General features: G+C 70.6%; 18 protein-coding genes. 5 read left to right on the forward strand and 13 right to left on the reverse strand.

Going from position 1 to position 17,456, the window contains the following annotated elements; translation table 11 throughout:
- Window positions 1-20 precede the first annotated feature (20 nt).
- Complete coding sequence (locus tag MB1_RS11785; RefSeq protein ID WP_066907040.1) at window positions 21-1,301, forward strand: glycosyltransferase 87 family protein; 1,281 nt, start codon at window positions 21-23, stop codon at window positions 1,299-1,301.
- On the opposite strand, the gene MB1_RS11790 is transcribed toward MB1_RS11785, so the two are convergent.
- The 11 genes from MB1_RS11790 to MB1_RS11840 all read right to left on the reverse strand — a co-directional run bounded on the left by MB1_RS11790 (window position 1,237) and on the right by MB1_RS11840 (window position 11,014).
- A complete protein-coding gene (locus MB1_RS11790) occupies window positions 1,237-2,004 on the reverse strand; it encodes a lysophospholipid acyltransferase family protein (RefSeq protein WP_066907042.1) in 768 nt (255 codons plus the stop codon). The two genes, MB1_RS11785 and MB1_RS11790, sit on opposite strands and share 65 nt — an antisense overlap.
- 137 nt (window positions 2,005-2,141) lie before the next feature.
- Window positions 2,142-3,173, reverse strand: a complete 1,032-nt coding sequence (locus MB1_RS11795) for an ROK family protein (RefSeq protein WP_066907044.1) — start codon at window positions 3,171-3,173, stop codon at window positions 2,142-2,144.
- Window positions 3,154-3,726, reverse strand: a complete 573-nt coding sequence (locus tag MB1_RS11800; RefSeq protein ID WP_066907047.1) for a hypothetical protein — start codon at window positions 3,724-3,726, stop codon at window positions 3,154-3,156. Before MB1_RS11800 ends, MB1_RS11795 begins: the two co-directional genes overlap by 20 nt.
- Window positions 3,723-4,940: an ArsA family ATPase gene (locus MB1_RS11805; protein ID WP_084351595.1), complete on the reverse strand. Its 1,218-nt coding sequence runs from the start codon at window positions 4,938-4,940 to the stop codon at window positions 3,723-3,725. Before MB1_RS11805 ends, MB1_RS11800 begins: the two co-directional genes overlap by 4 nt.
- A gap of 9 nt (window positions 4,941-4,949) precedes the next feature.
- Window positions 4,950-5,420, reverse strand: a complete 471-nt coding sequence (locus tag MB1_RS11810; protein WP_066907052.1) for an SRPBCC family protein — start codon at window positions 5,418-5,420, stop codon at window positions 4,950-4,952.
- A 66-nt stretch (window positions 5,421-5,486) separates the two neighbouring features.
- Complete coding sequence (locus MB1_RS11815) at window positions 5,487-5,861, reverse strand: polyketide cyclase / dehydrase and lipid transport (RefSeq protein WP_066907061.1); 375 nt, start codon at window positions 5,859-5,861, stop codon at window positions 5,487-5,489.
- Between the two features lie 71 nt (window positions 5,862-5,932).
- A complete protein-coding gene (locus tag MB1_RS11820; protein WP_066907064.1) occupies window positions 5,933-7,060 on the reverse strand; it encodes a glycosyltransferase family 4 protein in 1,128 nt (375 codons plus the stop codon).
- A gap of 43 nt (window positions 7,061-7,103) precedes the next feature.
- On the reverse strand, window positions 7,104-8,435 hold the full coding sequence (locus tag MB1_RS11825) for a hypothetical protein (protein WP_157084026.1): 1,332 nt from the start codon (window positions 8,433-8,435) through the stop codon (window positions 7,104-7,106).
- A 44-nt stretch (window positions 8,436-8,479) separates the two neighbouring features.
- Window positions 8,480-9,541: a C40 family peptidase gene (locus MB1_RS11830; RefSeq protein WP_066907071.1), complete on the reverse strand. Its 1,062-nt coding sequence runs from the start codon at window positions 9,539-9,541 to the stop codon at window positions 8,480-8,482.
- 286 nt (window positions 9,542-9,827) lie between these two features.
- Window positions 9,828-10,388 (reverse strand): C40 family peptidase, encoded by a 561-nt coding sequence (locus MB1_RS11835; RefSeq protein ID WP_245650148.1) that lies wholly within the window; start codon window positions 10,386-10,388, stop codon window positions 9,828-9,830.
- Between the two features lie 332 nt (window positions 10,389-10,720).
- Window positions 10,721-11,014, reverse strand: a complete 294-nt coding sequence (locus MB1_RS11840) for a hypothetical protein (RefSeq protein ID WP_084351597.1) — start codon at window positions 11,012-11,014, stop codon at window positions 10,721-10,723.
- A gap of 135 nt (window positions 11,015-11,149) precedes the next feature.
- On the opposite strand from MB1_RS11840, the gene MB1_RS11845 reads away from it, so the two are divergent.
- Entirely contained in the window at window positions 11,150-12,868 is a 1,719-nt protein-coding gene (locus MB1_RS11845) for a DEDD exonuclease domain-containing protein (RefSeq protein ID WP_439646937.1), read from the forward strand.
- Window positions 12,869-12,887: 19 nt separating this feature from the next.
- Here the strand turns inward: MB1_RS11845 and trpD are convergent, their stop codons facing one another.
- Both trpD and MB1_RS11855 read right to left on the reverse strand, forming a co-directional pair.
- The gene (gene trpD, locus MB1_RS11850; RefSeq protein ID WP_066907080.1) at window positions 12,888-13,952 is read right to left on the reverse strand and encodes an anthranilate phosphoribosyltransferase; all 1,065 of its coding nucleotides are present in this window, start codon (window positions 13,950-13,952) and stop codon (window positions 12,888-12,890) included.
- A gap of 79 nt (window positions 13,953-14,031) precedes the next feature.
- A complete protein-coding gene (locus tag MB1_RS11855; RefSeq protein WP_439646938.1) occupies window positions 14,032-14,550 on the reverse strand; it encodes a hypothetical protein in 519 nt (172 codons plus the stop codon).
- A 178-nt stretch (window positions 14,551-14,728) separates the two neighbouring features.
- Between MB1_RS11855 and ctaE the strand changes: the two genes are divergently transcribed.
- The 3 genes from ctaE (at window position 14,729) to qcrA (ending at window position 17,453) form a co-directional block, all read left to right on the forward strand.
- A complete protein-coding gene (ctaE, locus tag MB1_RS11860) occupies window positions 14,729-15,340 on the forward strand; it encodes an aa3-type cytochrome oxidase subunit III (RefSeq protein ID WP_066907086.1) in 612 nt (203 codons plus the stop codon).
- Between the two features lie 92 nt (window positions 15,341-15,432).
- Window positions 15,433-16,266: a cytochrome bc1 complex diheme cytochrome c subunit gene (gene qcrC / locus MB1_RS11865; protein WP_066907089.1), complete on the forward strand. Its 834-nt coding sequence runs from the start codon at window positions 15,433-15,435 to the stop codon at window positions 16,264-16,266.
- On the forward strand, window positions 16,263-17,453 hold the full coding sequence (qcrA, locus tag MB1_RS11870) for a cytochrome bc1 complex Rieske iron-sulfur subunit (RefSeq protein WP_066907092.1): 1,191 nt from the start codon (window positions 16,263-16,265) through the stop codon (window positions 17,451-17,453). The genes qcrC and qcrA overlap by 4 nt, the downstream gene beginning before the upstream one ends.
- Window positions 17,454-17,456 lie beyond the last annotated feature (3 nt).

A 17,456-nucleotide genomic window follows, 5' to 3' on the forward strand; every position in this document is an offset into this window, starting at 1 on the left:
GTCCCGGCGAAGGAATTGATGTGCAGACCCCCGTCCTCGGCCGGATCCGGGTACCCACCGCCCTGCTGGCCCTCGCCGTGGTGGTCATCGCCGGTGCGGTGATCCACAGCCTGGTCGGCCTGCCGCCGCTGCGGGTGTGGGGTATCCCCTACCGCATCGACGTGGACGTCTACCGGCTCGGCGCCGGGATGCTCGCCGACGGGAATCCGCTCTACGGGCAGTTGCCGCCCACCCGGGTCGGCCTGGGGCTGCCGTTCACCTATCCGCCGATCGCGGCGATCCTCTTCCTGCCGTTCGCGTGGATGCCGTTGGCCGCCGCGAGCGTGCTGATCACCGTCCTGTCGCTGATCGCCCTGGCCCTGGTGGTCGCCCTGGTCGTGGCCGCCGTCGGCGTCGATCCGCAGGATCGGTGGCGGGTCGGGACGGTGGTGCTGGCGGTGGCGTTGCTGCTCGAGCCGGTCGTCTCGACGCTCGACTTCGGACAGATCAATCTGCTGTTGATGCTGATGATCGTCGCGGACTGTCTGCTGCCGCGCACGCTGTGGCCGCGGGGTCTGCTGCTGGGTATCGCCGCGGCGATCAAGCTGACGCCGCTGACCTTCGTGCTGTTCTTCGTGCTGCGCCGGGATCTGCGCGCGATCGTGATGACCGCCGTCGGATTCCTCGCGACGACCGCCCTCGCGGCGGTCGCGCTGCCGTCCGACACCGTCGAATACTTCAGCCGCACCCTGCTCAATTCCGACCGGATCGGCACGCCCGCCTACGTCACCAACCAGTCGATCACCGGCATGCTCGCCCGGATGGACATGCCGGAACCGGCACGCACGATCGTCTGGTTCGTGCTGTGCCTGGTGGTGCTGGCCGTGACGATCGTGGCGGTGCTGCGCTGCTTCGCCGCCGACCGTCCGGTCCTGGGCCTCGGCGCGGTCGCCCTGGCCGGGCTGCTCTGCTCCCCGGTCTCGTGGTCGCACCACTGGGTATGGGTGATCGTGCTGATCGTCGCGCTGCTCGCCGACGCGCGCAGCACCGGGCGGCGCTTCCCCGCCGTCTGGGCGGGTGTCTGGGTGCTGGCGACCACCTTCGCCCCGCACGTGATCCTGTCGCGCTGGGAGCCGGGCCGCGACCTGGGGTGGCCGCTGATCGGTCAGCTGACCATCGGCACCTATGTCCTTCTCGGCGTGCTGACGCTGGTCCTGCCGGCGACCGGCGCCCTGATCGGGCGGCCGGCCGATCGGGTCAGCTCGCCTTCGTCTCCGGCAGACGATCTGCCGTCGGCAGATTCAGGGGCTGCTCGGGCGTAGCCGAGGTCGCCGAAGCGCCGTCCGCATCCTTGGGGCGGTTCTTCAGGGTGGACGCGTAGACGTCCACGTACTCCTGCCCGGACAGCTGCATCAGCGCGTACATCACCTCGTCGGTGACCGCGCGCTCGACGAAGCGGTTGCCGCCGAGGCCCTGGTAGCGGCTGAAGTCGAGCGGCTCGCCGATCTTGATGGTCACCTTGTGCCGGTGCCAGCGGAACGGTCCGGGGGGCGAGACCTTGTCGGTGCCGATCGCGGCCACCGGGATCACCGGGACACCGGTCTCGAGGGCGACGCGGGCGAGCCCGGTCTTGCCCTTGTACAGCCTGCCGTCGGGCGAGCGGGTGCCCTCGGGGTAGAGGCCCACCAGCTTGTCCTCGGCCAACAGCCGGGTGGCGGTCAGCAGGGCGTTCTGCGCGGCGTCGGCGCCGCTGCGGTCGATCGGCACCTGTCCGGCTCCGCCGTAGAAGATCCGCTGCAACCAGCCTTTGAACCCCGGGCTGGTGAAGTACTCGCTCTTGGCGAGGTAGGTGATCCGGCGCGGGACCATCAGCGGCACGAACAACCAGTCCGCGATCGACAGATGGTTACCCGCCAGCAGCGCCGGCCCGTCCTTGGGGATGTTCTCGAGCCCCTCGACGGTTGGTCGGTTGCAGACCGAGATGAATGGTCCGACAAAGGCGTACTTCAACAGCCAATACAACATGGGCGATTCCTCCGGCCGTTCGGACCCGTGCCGACGACCAGCGAGGTCGCGGCCGCACCGTCACTGTAGACAGTACCGATCGAATGACAGTCCGGCCCAGTCCTCGATCACGAGGGGGGCCGATTGAGACCGGGGTCTCAGCCGGCGGCCGTCACCGACGGGCCGCCGAAACGCGCCGCGGCGAGGTCGGCGGCACCGATCAGACCCGCGGTCTCCCCCAACATGCCCAGGCGCACATCGGGAAGCGGACGGTGCGCGCCGCCGGTCGCCAGGGGGCGCAGCCGGGCCTGCACGTCGCCGAGTTCGCGGATCGATCGACGTGCCATCCCACCGCAGAGCACGATGCAGTCCGGGTCGAAGACGTCGACCACCGACGCCAGGCCGACCGCCAGCCAGTCACCGAAGCGGTGCATCGTGTCGACACCGAGCGGATCGCCCGCGTCGGCGGCGGAGACGACATCCCGGCCGACGACACCACCGCGAGCGGCGCGCAGGGTCTGCGCGAGCGGTCCGGCGTAGTCGCCCTCGAGCGCCAACTCGGTGGCCGTGTCGACCAGGGCGGTTCCGCTGCAGTACCGCTCGAGGCAGCCGCGCTTGCCGCAGGGGCAGCGCCGACCGCCGGGGACCACCTGGAGGTGACCGAGTTCCGGGGCGACGCCGTGCGCGCCGCGGAAGAGTTCGCCGTCCACCAACAGCGCCGCACCGATGCCGGTGCCGATCGTGACGACCACCCCGACCCGGGCCCCGGCCGCCGCGCCGTGCCGATACTCCGCCCACCCGGCGGAGTTGGCGTCGTGTTCCAGCAGGACCGGCAGACCCCAACGGTCGGCCAGGATCTCGCCGACCGGCCGGTCGACCCACGGCAGGTGCGGGGCGAAGCGCACGATGCGACGATCGCGATCCAGGAAGCCGGCGACCGCCAGGCCGACCCCGACGACCGTCCCGGCGGGCTGGTCGGCGACCAGCCGTTCGATGACGACGGTCAGGGTGTCGTCGAGTTCCTTCACCGTGTCCGGTGTCGCCTCTGCGATCACCGTGTGGACCGCGCCGACCGAGTCGACCAGCGCACCGCGGATATTGCTGCCGCCGATATCGACACCGATCGACAGACGCGTCGTCGCGTCGGTCGGGATGTCGGTTGTCGGCCGGTCAGACTCCGGCCGAGCCATCGTCGATCGTCACCTCAATCGGTTCGTAGCCGGCGCTGCCCGGCGGTTCGGTATACCTCGCACCCGCGGTCGCGGCGCCGTTGGTGGCGCCCGGTCCGTGCGAACGGTCGGTCGGCGCCTCGTCGGGGTCGCGACCGGTGGACCGGACATCGCCGGCGTGATTCGCCCCGTCCGCGAACGGCCCGGGCGGCGTGGCCGCGTACGGCGGGGCCGCGTGGGGGTCGGACGGCGCGGCGGCGTAGGGATCGGACGGAGGTGCCGCGTGGGGATCGGACGGCGCGAATCCGTGCGCCTCGGCGGCATGATCGTGCAGCAGGGCGCGCAGGACGGTCAGCAGATGCTCACCCTCGCGCGCGAGCACGGTGATCAGCGGATGCCGCTCCCCCTTGACCAGCGCGGCGGCGGCGCACAGCGGACACCAGGTGCAGCCCTGCCAGGGCTCCCCGGCGGCCGGGTCGTCCTCCGCGCCGCGCAGCAGCGGTTCCATCCGTTCGAGCGCCGCGCGGGCGAGCGCCCGGAACTCGTCGGCGAGGTCGGCATGCGGGGTGGTCACGTCGGCCAGACCTGCGGATCGGGGCGGAAGTAGATCTCGAGCATGCCATCGGCGAAGTGCGCACCGTCGACTCGGCACCGACGCAGTACCGACGCCAGGCGGATGCGTCGACGAATCTCGCCAGCTGACACGATCACCTCATCCTCCACTCGCCCCACGCGCAACGACGGCGAGTCGACCATCGGCAGCGGTATGCACATCGCGTACCGGGACTCCAGGCCCGAGCCGGACACCAACCGTACGGTGATGCCTCCGGCGCCCGGTCCGTCGCCGGCCGGCTCCGCCAGCGGCACCAGCCGATCGGCGAGGGGCTCCAGAAGGGCCAACCCTACCGGCTCGTATGCGGACAGCTCCAGGGAGACGACCTCGGCGAAATGTCGACCGGCCCGCTCCGGGTCGAGACCGTGCGAACGATCGGTCCGAATGGCCTCGTACCAGAACACCGCGGGATGGGCGCCGACCAGCGGCACGCTCGCCCCCGACAGGTTGGGCAGGACCCGGTTGATCACCGCCCCGCGCAAGGTCATTCCGTAGAGGCCGGCGGCGGAGGCGAGGATCGCGCTCTCCGATCGCGCGGCCCGCTCGCCGGTGGTGACCAGCACCGCCTCCGCGCGCGCCAGCATCGCCACCACCCGGTCGGCGGCCTTCTTGATCTGCTCGAGGACGGCGACCAGCACGATGGCGCGCACATCGGTCCCCACCCCGGCGGCCACCCGAAGATGTTGCGGCCAAATGCCTTCCAGGTAGCCGACGACCGCCTCGGGGACGGCGACCAGGGTCAACCACTGCTGGGTGGGCGGCGCGTCGAGGATCACCAGATCCCAGCGGTCGTCCGCGACGCAGCCGGCCAGTCGGTCGAGTGACGCGAGGTCGGCCGCCCCCGGTGCGACGATCAACTCGCGCGGATCCGGCACGCGAACGCCGAGTCGGTGGTGGGCGGCAGCCGGGGCGAGCATCCGATGCACCGAACGATAGAGATCATCGACAACGGCGGTCGGATCGATGCGCAGCACGTCGACGTTCTCGGTCACCGGGACGACCTTGGCGCCGGTGGCGACCCCGAAGATCTCCGCGACAGAATGCCCGATGTCGAAGGAGACCACCAGAACTCGCTGCCGGCGTCGCGCGGCCGCGAGGGCGAGAGCAGCCGCGACCGTGCTCTTGCCGACGCCGCCCTTGCCGATGACGACGCACAGGCGGCCGGTATTCGTCAGCCGTCGACCTCAGGCTTCCGCATCGGCCTCGGACGTCGGCTGTCCGAGGCTCTCCACACGCTTCTTCAGCTCTTTCAGGGCGGTATCGGTGATCACCTTCTCCGCCTTGCGCTTGAACATGCCGATCATCGGCACGGTCAGATCGACGGCGAGTTCATAGGTCACCTCGGTGCCGGCGTCGGTCTCGACCAGGGTGTACGAGCCGTCCTGGGACTTCTGCATCCCACCGGATACCAGCTTCCAGGAGACCTTGCACCCGTCGGAGGCCCAGTCGTATTCGAGTTCGAAGGTGTCCTTGACCATCCCGGCGTCCAGCACGAAGCGCACGCGGTGCGCGCGCCCGTCCGGCAGGGTGTCCAGGACCTCGACGGTCGACGCGGCATTCACCCAGTCCGGGTAGGCCGGGAAGTCGGCGATGACCGCCATGACCTCCGGGGCGGCCGCGGCCACCACAATCGACCTGGTCGTGCTCTCGGCCATCGTCGCCTCGATCCTCCTCGTTCTCGCCGGCGGCACAGCGTGCGGGAGACGCGCTCCCGAACGTCCTTACCCTACCGCCGCCGGCTCGCCTGCCGCCCGACCGTCCTCGAGGATTCGCTTGGCTCCGAAGGACACCCGCTTTCCGGCGATGCGGCGCCGGCGCACGTCCGCCACCGGGTCGGCCAGCGGTGCAGCCGGTTCGGCATGGACGAAGTAGTGGAAGATCACGCCGTCGAGGATCGGTTCGAGCCAGACCTCCATCGTGCCGTCCAGGGCGCCCCCGACCGACCAGCGGATGCCTGCCGGGCCGCGGTCCTCCCGGACGCTGAGCACCAGATCGGGCCACCACCGCGCCCACCGGGACCGATCGGCGACATAGGCGGCGACCGCGGCGGCGGGCGCGGCCACAAAGGTCTGGTCGGCGATCTGAATCGTGCTCATCGGTGCAGCTTGGCATACCGCGGCGGCCGCCCGCGGGCGAACCCCCGACCGGGTTGCCGCCGGCGAACCGCTCAGAGCATGCGTTCGAGCCGCGCCGCCAGGTCGGTCCACCGCCAGCGGTCGAGCACCCACTCGCGTCCGGCGGCGCCCATCTTCGCGGCCCGCTGCGGGTCGAGCAGCAGATCGACGATCGCCGAGGTGATCTCCTCGACATCGCGCCCATCGACCACGGTGCCGGTCTTCCCGTCGACCACCGCCTCCGGGGCGCCGCCGGAGTCGCCGGCCACCACCGGCACACCGGTCGCGGACGCCTCGAGGAAGACGATGCCGAGACCCTCGACGTCGAGGCCGCCGCCGCGGGTGCGGCAGGGCATCGCGAAGACGTCGGCGATCGTGTGGTGAGCGGCCAACTCCTCGGCCGGGACCCCACCGGTGAACACGACGTTGTCGTCGTCGAGGTGGTGCTCGGCGGCCAGCGCCCGCAGGCGGTCGGCGTCCGGCCCGCCGCCGACGATGACCAGCACGGCGTCCGGCACCCGGGAGATGATCTGCGGCAGGGCCCGGATCAGCTGGTCCTGGCCCTTCCGGCGGACCAGCCGAGACAAACACAGCACCGTGGGGCGATCGCCGAGCCCGTAGCGGGCGCGCAGCCGCTCGCGCGCCTCGGGATCCGGATGGAAACGGTCGGTGTCGACGCCCGGCGGCAGATACTCCAGCGCCGCATGGCGTCCGAAGGCCGAGGCGAACCGGCCGCGGGTATATCGGCTGACGTAGGTGATCACGTCAGCGGTGTTGCCGATCCGGCGCAGCACCGCTCGCGCCGGCGGGATCATCGACCAGCCCACCTCGTGACCGTGGGTGCAGGCGACCACCCGCTGCGCCCCGGCCCGCCGCATCGCGGGGCCGAGCACCGCGAGGGGGGCGGCCGCACCGAACCAGACCGTATGGCAGTCGTGTTCGCGCACCAGTCGCGCCGCACGCCGCGCCACCGACGGCTCGGGCAGCATCAGCGTCGTCGGATGCCGGACGACCTCGAACTTCTGTTCGGCGTCGAAGCGCAGGTGGCTGTCGCCGCGCCAGCGCGGCGCGTAGACAACGAGCTGCTCGGGCGGCAGCAGCGACGCGAAGCTGTGCAGATAGGACTGAATCCCGCCCGGTCGCGGCGGGAAGTCGTTGGTCACCAGCAACGTACGGTGCACGAGGACCGACCGTACTGCCCGGCCGCCGAAGCCGCGACGCGGGTCAGTTTCCGATGGCGGCTTCCGCGGCGACCCGGGCGCCCCAGTCGGCCACGAATCCGCGCGCGGTGGTGCCGAAGAGGCGTTCGAGGGTGGCGTCGAAGACGGCCGGGTCGAGCGGGCCGCGGGCGAGGGAACGGTAGAGGTCGAGCAGCGAAGCCTCCGAATAGCGCTGCGCCACATAGTCGGCGACCGACCAGGCCGACTCGTACGCCAGGGCGGCGGCCGTCCCGCCGGCGCCGAAGGCGGCATCGTTGGGCAGCACGGTCGGCGCCCCGTGCTCGCGCACCACCCCGCGCAGGGTCGGGGCGATCTCGGCGAAGTCGAATCCTCGACCGCGGTAGGCGGTGTAGTCGGCGAATCCCTCCAGCAGCCACAGCGGCGCCCCCTCGCCGGTGGCCGACCGCGCGGCGACATGGGTCAGTTCGTGGCGCAGGACCGTCGCACGGCTGCGGTCGGTGAACTCGTCCGCCGCCCGGGGTCCGAAGACGATGCGCTGCCCGGTGGGCGCGGTGCCGGGGGTGATCGGGTCGGTGATGGTCGCCGCGGCAAGCGACGCATCGGTGCTGCCGTCTCCGCCGGAGACGAGCCCGTCGAACTCCTCGGGGGTCGAGGCGACGAAGACGACCGCGCGCTGCGCCCAGTCGGTCCCCCACATATCGGTCACCGCGGGGACCGCGGTGGTCAGCTGCGCGGCGAGGGCGTCGATCTCGGCCTGCCGGTCGGCGTGTCCGATGATCGTGGACACCTCGCCGTCCGACCCGGGCGCCGGGACGCGTTCGACGACCACCGGGCCGAAGTCCCAGGGCGCGGGGTGGGTCCGGCGGCCGTAGTCGTCGAGGGCGGAGTCCGACAGCAGATACCAGCGGTCGCCGTGCCGGGTGACGACCGGGGCGACCGGCAGGGCGGCGGGCGCCGCGTCGCTGCCGGCGATCGCGTAGTCGAGCCGAATGTCGGGGGCCCAGAGGTCGGTCGCCGATACTCCGGCGGCGATCGGCGGCGGCACCGGGATCTCCGGGCTGTCGACGATCGCGTAGGAGAAGCTGTCGAAGTCGACGGCGGTGAGCGCGTCCGCGCGCGCGAGTTGTTCGTCGACGAACTGCGGGGAGGCCGCCGGATCGATCAGATCACGGATGCCGTCGTGGTCCGCCGCGCGCAGCGCCGTCGCCCACCGGTCGAGCAGGTCCTCGACCCCGGCCCGCCGGTCCCGCTCGAAGGCGGAGACCTCGGTGGTGGTCTGCTCCGCCGTGGTGGAGTTCGAGGCAGCTGAGTTCGAGGCAGCGGAGTTCGGGGCGGTGGAGGTCGGGGCGGTCGCACCGCAACCGGTCACCGTCACGGCGATCACCAGGATCGCCGCCGTCGGGACACGTCCCGGACGGATCAGTACCGCCGTGCGCTGTTGAACGGCATGCCGGCCATCGACTGCACCTTGACCGGAACGCCGAAGGTCGACGCGTGCACGATGTTGCCGTTGCCGGCGTACATGCCGACGTGGGTCTGGCCCGGATAGAACACGACGATGTCGCCCGGCTGCAGGTCGGCCTGGCTCACCGGGATGCCACCGGCGGCCTGCGCCTGGCTGGTGCGCGGGATCTGCTTGCCCACCTGGGCATAGGCCCACTGCATCAGTCCGGAACAGTCGAAACCGTCCGGCCCCGTGGCACCCCAGACGTACGGCTTGCCCAGCTGGGTCAACGCCGCCTGCAGGACCGAGGTATTCGCGCCGGGCATCAGCCGGCCGAGGATGTCGTCGACGTTCACCCCGGGCGGCACGAGGGTGCCGGCGTAGGCCGCCTGCTGATCGCCGGTCAAGGCCGCATAAGCCGCGATGACCTCGGCGATCTGCCCGTGCAACTCGTCCTGCTTGGCCTGCAATTCGTCCGCGGTGCGCTGTGCGGCTTCCGTGGCCACGCGGGCGGCGTCGGCCGAGGCCTGCGAGGCGTCCTCGGCGGCGCGCGCATCGCTGGACGCCTGCGCGAACTGTGCCAACTGGGAGGTCACCCGGTGGGACACGACGTCGAGGACCGACATCTGGTCGAGCAGCTGCTGCGGCGAATCGCTGACCATGACCGCGAAGAGGCGGTTGGTGCGCGCGCCCTGGTAGTTCGCGGCGACGATGCGATCGATCTCGGGCCGCATCTGCTCGATGCGGGCCCCGGCGTCGGCCACCGCGGCCTCGTCCGCCGCGAGCTGATCGGTCGCCCGCTGCTCGTCGTCGCGGGCGGCGGTCAAACGGTCCTGCGCCTGCAGCAGTTGTTCATTGGTCGTCGCGGACTCGTGACCGAGTTCGGCGAGACGATCGGTGGCTTCCTGAGCGCTGTCGATCGCGACCGGCTGGGCGCCTACAACCGGCGCATGGACGATGCCGGTGGCAGAAATCGCCAGGATCGCCCCCAGGACGCCGACGCGGGCGGCGCTGCGCCGCGTGCCCGAAGCACTCACTGAAGGCTGACTCCGATCTTCACTCACCGAGACGTCATCGACGACAACATCTCTTCCGACCACCGAGCCCCCACGGTGCTTGTCGGACCTTAGCAAAGCGACATTCGGCCCACGGGCGGCACCCGGCGGTCACACCGGGAAGTGGGGCGAATCGCGCACCGGTTCACCGATATGCGGACGATGCCCGAACGCGCGGAACGTCCACGCCGGGATAAACCGACAGCGAACCCAATTCCGGAGGCAGCACTCACCAACCGGCCGAAGATCGGACCCGGTCGAGGCGCGATCAGAAGCGGACGGCTCCGTCGGCGGGCATCGACGACAGCGGGGCCGTCTTGACCGGGACTCCGGAGGTCGAGGCGTGCACAACCATGCCGTTGCCGATGTACATCGCGCTGTGGCCACCGTTGTAGAAGGAGACCACGTCACCGGGCTGCAGGGACGAGAGCGAGACCGGGGAACCGGCGCGCGCCTGGTCGTAGCTGGTGCGCGGGATGCTCAGACCGGCCTGCTGGTACGCGAACTGCATGAGGCCGGAGCAGTCGAAGGCGTTGGGGCCGTTGGCGCCGTAGACGTACGGCTTGCCGACCTGCGCCATCGCGGCATCGACGGCGCGCTGCGCGATCGTCTCGATCGGAGGCGCGGCGATCTGGGGCGCGGCAAACGGGGCCGGGGCACCGGGCGCGGCGGGAGGCTGGATCGACTGAATCGCACCGGCGATCTCGTCGGGAACCTCGATCGTCCCGAAAGGCGTGTCGACCGGGGCGGCAACCGCGGGAATGGCAGCGGTCGTAGCCGCGCCGGCGGTCAGGGCACCAGCGAACAGGGCCTGGCGGACAGGTCGCACTGTCGCACTCGGTTTGCGGTGTTTACCCACGAAAGGAGCACTCCGTTCTCTTCTCGAGCCGCCGACCGTTCGGATGTCACGAGAGGGTTCCGGTTGGATCCCTCTCCCGCATCGCCCGACGATCACTCAATCGTGATCGCCGGAATGTACCCCATTCATGAATGGAATACCGGTCCGCCGCGCCCTTCCCCGAGCGCGCCGGTGAGGCGGTGACCCTCGGGCATCGACGGATCGTCGATGCGTCACCCGGAAGGTCTCGAAAAGGTTACGAAAGAGGGATCGGCTTTGTCGAGCCTCTCCCCCGGCGTGGCGCACGGAAACCTTCCATCGGTCTAGCCGATGCGGCGTGTTCGTCCTTTTGCCCGTGGCGCAACGCATTCCGTAGTCGCATCCGGTTCGGTACGGGTGACCAGCCGCAGGTGCGGGACCAATCCTCCCTCGGCCAGAGCGGCCATCGCATCGCGTTCGTCCTGCTGAAGCGGCATCGCGGGATACCACGAGCCGGCGGCCGACGGGGCCCCCTCCTCGGCCCCCGACACCACCTCGGGAACGCCGAGCAGCACACCGACGACACAGTCGGCGCACGCCTTGTTACGCATCACGCAATCACCACAGTCGACAATCATGTGATCCTCGTCTCACTCTACGAATCTCCGGCGTTGACCGGACGAACGAGACCGTATCGGGCACCTCCGACAGACAACCGGCTGCCGATTCCGCCGAGAAACTTCTCGTCGGTGGCCACGCCTACCGTGACGCGAGTGACGCCCGGGGCCCAGCGACGACGAGACGGCGGCCAATTGGCCTTCGACGATCTCGACGAGTCGCTCTTCCACACCACCTTCGTGGTCGTCGACCTGGAGACGACCGGCGGCAGCCCGACCGCCGACGCGATCACCGAGATCGGCGCGGTCAAGGTTCGCGGCGGCGAGGTGATCGGCGAGTTGGCCACGCTGGTCGACCCGCAGCGCGCCGTTCCGGTCCACATCACCGAGCTGACCGGCATCGATACCGCGATGGTGGTCGGCGCGCCGCGCATCGAGCAGGTGCTCCCCTCCTTCCTGGAATTCGCCCGCGGCGCCGTCCTGGTCGCCCACAACGCCCGGTTCGACATCGCCTTCCTGACCGCCGCCGCCGGGGCCATGGGGCTGCCCTGGCCGAAACCGCGGGTCCTGTGCACCGTGCGGCTGGCCCGGCGGGTGCTGACCCGCGACGAGGCGCCCTCGGTGCGGCTGTCGGCGCTCTCCCGGCTGCTGCGGGCCCGGACCGAACCGAACCACCGCGCGCTGGCCGATGCCCGGGCGACCGTCGACGTCCTGCACGCATTGCTCGAGCGGGTCGGCAATCAGGGCGTGCACAGCTACGCGGAGTTGGTCGACTATCTGCCGGCCGTGGGGCCGCGGGTGCGCTCGAAACGCTTCCTCGCCGCCGACCTACCCGCCGCACCGGGTGTCTACCTCTTCCGCGGTCCCGGCGACGAGGTGCTCTACGTCGGTACCTCGACCGATCTGCGGCGGCGGGTGCGTACCTACTTCACCGGTTCGGAGACCCGGGGACGGATGCGCGAGATGGTCGAGCTGGCCCAGCGGGTCGACCACGTCGAATGTGCCCACTCGCTCGAGGCGGCCGTGCGCGAGCTGCAGTTGATCAGCGCTCATCAGCCGCCCTACAACCGGCGGTCCAAACGGCCGCGGCGCGGCTGGTGGGTCGCGCCGACCGACGAGCGGCTGCCGCGGCTGCGCACCACCCGGACGCCGGAGGTCGGCGGCCTCGGGCCGTTCCGCGACCGGGCGGCGGCCGCCGATATCGCCGCACTGCTGTCCGAGCGGCTCGGATTGCGCACCTGCCGCACATCGCCCCGCTCGATGGCCGGCCACCGGTGCCCGACCGCCCCGGTGGGCGGCTGCCCGGCGGTCGGCCGCGACGACGAGCAGTATCGGGCGGCGCTCGACGCCTTCGCGGCATTGGTGGCCGGTACCGACGACGCCGTTCTGGCCGATCTGGTCGGCGGCCTCGACCGGCTCGTGGCGGGCGAACTGTTCGAGAGCGCCGCGCGGCTGCGCGATCGGGTGACAGTACTGACGCGCACGCTCGGCCGCCTGCACGGGCTCGCCGCGCTCGCGCAGCTCTCCGAGTTGGTCGCCGCGCGACCGGTCGGCGGGGGCTGGGAGTTCGCGGTGATCCGCTACGGCCGACTCGCCTCCGCCGGGGTGGCGCCGGTCGGCGTCGCACCGATGCCCGTGGTCGAGCTGTTGACCGCGAGCGCGCGCACGATTCGCCCCGACGACGGACCGCTGCGGGGGGCAACGGTCGAGGAGGTCGCGATCCTGCGGCGCTGGATCCTCACCCCGGGCACGCGGATCGTGCGCAGCGAGCCGGGCTACCTGGAACCGATCCGTTCGGCCGAGCGCCGCCGTGCCTGGTGTGATCGCGCCGCGGCCGCCGCGTCGATCGAACGCGAGCGCGACCGGGCCGACTGATCGCGACCCGGATGCGGGCTCAGCCGACCGCGACCCACTTCTTCAACAGCGCGTCGGCTGCTCCGGAGTCGATACTGTCCGCCGCCCGCGCGATGCCCGCGGCGATATCGGCCACCGGGTCCCCGGCGAGCCCGCCGGCCGCGGCGATCGCCGCACCGGCGTTGAGGATGACCGCGTCGCGCACCGGTCCGGTCTCCCCGGCGAGCAGCCGCCGAGCGATCTGCGCGTTCTCGTCGGCGTCGCCGCCGCGCAGCGCCTCGGGCGTCGACAGCGGAATACCGACGACGGTCGGGTCGAGGGTCAGCTGATCGACGCGCCCGTCGTGCACCACCTTGACCGTGGAGGTCGTCGTCGTGGTCAGCTCGTCGAGGCCGTCATCGCCGCGCACCACCAGCGCCGATGCCCCGCGCGCCGCGAAGACCCCGGCGATCGCGTCGAGCAGATCGGGGAAGGCGCAGCCGATCAGGCCGGCGGCGGGCCGCGCCGGATTGGTCAGCGGACCCAGGACGTTGAAGACGGTCGGCACGCCGATCTGGCTGCGCACCGGGCCCGCGAACCGCAACGCGGGGTGGAAGACCTTGGCGAAGCAGAAGCCGATACCTACTTGCTGCAACGACGCGGACACCGCCTCGGCGTCCCGGTCGATGCGCACGCCGAGCGCCTCGAGGGTGTCGGCGCCACCGCTGCGCGAGCTGGCCGCACGGTTGCCGTGCTTGACCACGCCGACCCCGGCTCCGGCGGTCACGATCGCCGCCATCGTCGAGATGTTGACCGTATTGGCCCGGTCCCCACCGGTGCCGACGATGTCGACGACCGGCCGGTCGGTCCGCACGGGCACGGCATGCGCCAGCATCCCCTCGGCCAGGCCGGTCAATTCCGCGACGCTCGGGCCCTTCATCTTGAGGGCGACGGCGAAGGCGGCGATCTGGGCGTCGGTGGCGCGGTCGGACATGATCTCGTCCATCGCCCACGAGGCGGCGGCGAGGTCGACGTCCCGGCCCGACGTCAGCGCGCCGAGAACCTGCGGCCAGGACCACTCGATCCCGGTCGTGCTCTGGTCCCGACCGACCTGACTGTCGCCCATTGCTGCCTCTCCCCTGCCGATTCGACGGTGCGATCCTATCCGCCGGCCGGCGGGGTCGGTGCGGCCGGCGGCCGGGCGGTCAGCGTCCGGGCGGCACCGGCGGCTGCAGGGCCAACCAGCCCAGCACGGTTCCGCCGCGGCGCTGCGCGAGGCCCGCCATCCGGGAGCGCTCCTGGGAACAGTGCAGCGCGTCGAGGATCTGGACACGTTCGAAGATCACCCGCTGTCCGTCCGGGGTCGATCCGGGCGGTGCGGCCGAGTCGCTTCCGGGGTGCGGGTCGGGGCCGCTTCCGGGGTGCGGGTCGGGGCCGGCGGTCGCCGGGTCGGCCGGGGAGATCCGGTAGCCGTCCTGGGCGACCGTCGCGGCGGCGTCGTCGATCGCATCGCCCGGCAGCACCAGCAGATGCCGCAGTACCACCGGGCGCTCGGCGATCCAGCCCGTCGCCCGCGCCAGGCTCGTCGAGCAGGCCTCCGCGTCGTCGAACCCGGAGGCGACCACCACCAGGTCGGCCCGGTCGGGGTCGAGCCGGTTCGATCCGCCCGCCCCGCGCAGCCGGGCCCACAGTCGCCGCATCGCGCCGTCGCCGGTCGCCGTCATCCGCCGCATCCTGCCGATTTCATCCGTTCAGCCTGCCGGCCGCCGCGGCCGATCACACCCGATACGCCGACCGTCGGGGCCCATCGCGAACGCTCCCGGACCGGGTCACGACATTTGCGACGCACCGTTCTTCCACCCGGGTGGGCTTTTCGTACTACGACAGGTCATACTTCTGGGTGTGACGAGCGCGGTAGGTACTCCGGGGTCGGCGATGACGCAGCGAATTCACTCGCTGAACAGGCCGAATATGGTCAGTGTCGGCACGATCGTGTGGTTGTCGAGCGAATTGATGTTCTTCGCCGGCCTCTTCGCGATGTACTTCGTGGCGAGAGCCCAGGCGGTGGGTGAATGGCCGCCGCCGCCGACCCACCTGAATCTGATGTTGGCGGTACCGATCACCACGGTGCTGATCGCCTCGTCGTTCACCTGCCAGCTCGGCGTTTTTGCCGCCGAGCGCGGTGACGTCTTCGGGCTGCGGCGCTGGTACCTGATCACCCTCGCCATGGGCACCTTCTTCGTGCTCGGCCAGGGCTACGAGTACTACGCGCTGGTCCAGGAGGGCACCACCTTCGCCGGCTCGGCCTACGGCTCGGTGTTCTTCGTGACGACCGGCTTCCACGGTCTGCACGTCATCGGCGGTCTGATCGCGTTCGCCTTCCTGATCGCCCGCACCATGGTCAGCAAGTTCACGCCCGCTCAGGCCACCTCCGCGATCGTCGTGTCCTACTACTGGCACTTCGTCGACATCGTGTGGATCGCCCTGTTCGCGACCATTTACTTCATTCGGTAGTGCCTGCAGCAGGTACCGCCGTGTCGTATGTCCACCAGCCCCGCGATCGGTCGCTTCGTCGGTCCGATCCCGACCCACGACAGGGACAGTAGATGAGTTCATCTCCCCCATCAGGAGCCGGCGGCCGCATCCGGCAGCGGCGTTCCCGCCGCCGGATCAGCAGCTTCGTGTTGTTGCTCGCCGGTCTGCTGGCCGCCGGGTTGCTCGCTACCGTGCTCACCCCCAAGGCCCAGGTCGCGCAGGCGAACCAGGATTCCGCCGCCCTGATCCGTGAGGGTCAGCAGCTCTACGCCACGTCGTGCATCACCTGTCACGGTATGAACCTCGAAGGTGTCGAGAACCGGGGTCCGAGCCTGGTCGGCGTCGGCGAGGCCGCCGTCTACTTCCAGGTGTCGTCGGGTCGTATGCCGATGATGCGTCAGGAAGCCCAGGCGCAGCGCAAGGAACCGAAGTTCAACGCCGCTCAGATCGACGCCCTCGGCGCCTACATCCAGGCCAACGGTGGCGGCCCGACCGTCGTGCGCGACGAGAACGGCGAGATCGCCCAGTCCTCGCTGCGCGGCGACGACATCGCCCGCGGTGGTGAGCTCTTCCGGATGAACTGCGCGTCGTGCCACAACTTCACCGGTGAGGGCGGCGCGCTGTCCTCCGGCAAGTTCGCACCCCCGCTCGGCCCCGCCAGCGAACAGCAGATCTACCTGGCGATGCTGACCGGCCCGCAGAACATGCCCAAGTTCTCCGATCGGCAGCTGACGCCCGAAGAGAAGATGGACATCATCGCCTACGTCAAGCAGGCGCAGGAAACGCAGGCGCCCGGCGGCTTCGGCCTCGGCGGGTTCGGCCCCGGTACCGAAATGCTCGCCATGTGGGGCATCGCCCTGGTCGCGATCATCGGTGCAGCGATGTGGATGGGAAGCAGGACATGAGTCAGGACACCAGCTCCGGCGGGACGCCGTCGCCCGCCCTGGACCCGCACCGCGAGTACACCACCGACGAACTCGACGCGATGAGCCGCGACGAGTTGGTCGCCCTCGGTACCGCTCGTGACGACGTCGAGATCGCCTACCGCCGCGAGCGGTGGGCGGTCCCCGGCACCCGCGCCGAGAAGCGCGCCGAGCGTCAGGTGGCGTTCTGGTTCGGTCTGGCCGGCATCGCGGCGATCGCGTTCATCGGGGTCTTCGTCTTCTGGCCGTGGGAATATCAGTCGATCGATCAGCCGAACTACTGGTTCTACACGCTGTACACCCCGCTGCTCGGTCTGACGATGGGTCTGGCGATCCTCGCGCTGGGTATCGGCGTGGTGCTGTTCACCAAGAAGTTCATCCCCGAGGAAATCTCGATCCAGCAGCGCCACGAGGGCCGCTCGTCGGAGGCCGACCGGCGTTCGACGGTCGCCCTGATGGACGACGCCCTGGACACCTCGACGATCGGTCGTCGCAAGCTGATCCGCAACAGCCTGATCTTCGGTGGCGGCGCGCTCGGCGTCATGGCGGTCGTCCCGCTCGGCGGCATGGTGAAGAATCCGTGGGCCGAGGGCGACGACTCGCCGCTCTGGCGCACCGGGTGGAGCCCCAACTTCCCCGGCGAGACGATCTTCCTGCGGCGTGACACCGGACGGCCCGAGGACGTTGTCCTGGTTCGCCCGGAGGACCTCGACGCCGGCGGTATGGAGACGGTCTTCCCGTTCCGCGAGTCCGATCGCGGCGACGAGCACGCCCTGCTGATGGGTCTGCGCGGCGTCCGCAACGCGGTCATGCTCATCCGCCTGCGCCCGGCCGACACCGCCAAGGTGATCAAGCGCCGCGGCCAGGAGAGCTTCAACTACGGCGACTACTTCGCCTACTCGAAGATCTGCACGCACATGGGTTGCCCGACCTCGCTCTACGAGCAGCGGACCAACCGCATCCTGTGCCCCTGCCATCAGTCGCAGTTCAACGCCCTCGAGTTCGCCAAGCCGATCTTCGGACCGGCCGCGCGCGCGCTTCCTCAGCTCCCGCTGACGGTCAACGAGGACGGGTTCCTGGTCGCCAACGGCGACTTCATCGAGCCGGTTGGCCCGGCGTTCTGGGAACGCCCGGCCGGGGTGCACACCCCCGACGAAACGGAGGCGTGAGCG

The organism is Millisia brevis NBRC 105863 (assembly GCF_001552615.1).
GTDB classification, from domain to species: domain Bacteria; phylum Actinomycetota; class Actinomycetes; order Mycobacteriales; family Mycobacteriaceae; genus Millisia; species Millisia brevis.

Bases quoted from the DNA above. Each gene is read 5' to 3' on its own strand.
- MB1_RS11790 (WP_066907042.1), bottom strand. From the start codon at position 2,004: ATGTTGTATTGGCTGTTGAAGTACGCCTTTGTCGGACCATTCATCTCG.
- MB1_RS11795 (WP_066907044.1), bottom strand. From the start codon at position 3,173: ATGGCTCGGCCGGAGTCTGACCGGCCGACAACCGACATCCCGACCGAC.
- MB1_RS11810 (WP_066907052.1), bottom strand. From the start codon at position 5,420: ATGGCCGAGAGCACGACCAGGTCGATTGTGGTGGCCGCGGCCGCCCCG.
- MB1_RS11815 (WP_066907061.1), bottom strand. From the start codon at position 5,861: ATGAGCACGATTCAGATCGCCGACCAGACCTTTGTGGCCGCGCCCGCC.
- MB1_RS11840 (WP_084351597.1), bottom strand. From the start codon at position 11,014: ATGATTGTCGACTGTGGTGATTGCGTGATGCGTAACAAGGCGTGCGCC.
- trpD (WP_066907080.1), bottom strand. From the start codon at position 13,952: ATGGGCGACAGTCAGGTCGGTCGGGACCAGAGCACGACCGGGATCGAG.
- MB1_RS11855 (WP_439646938.1), bottom strand. From the start codon at position 14,550: ATGACGGCGACCGGCGACGGCGCGATGCGGCGACTGTGGGCCCGGCTG.
- qcrC (WP_066907089.1), top strand. From the start codon at position 15,433: ATGAGTTCATCTCCCCCATCAGGAGCCGGCGGCCGCATCCGGCAGCGG.
- qcrA (WP_066907092.1), top strand. From the start codon at position 16,263: ATGAGTCAGGACACCAGCTCCGGCGGGACGCCGTCGCCCGCCCTGGAC.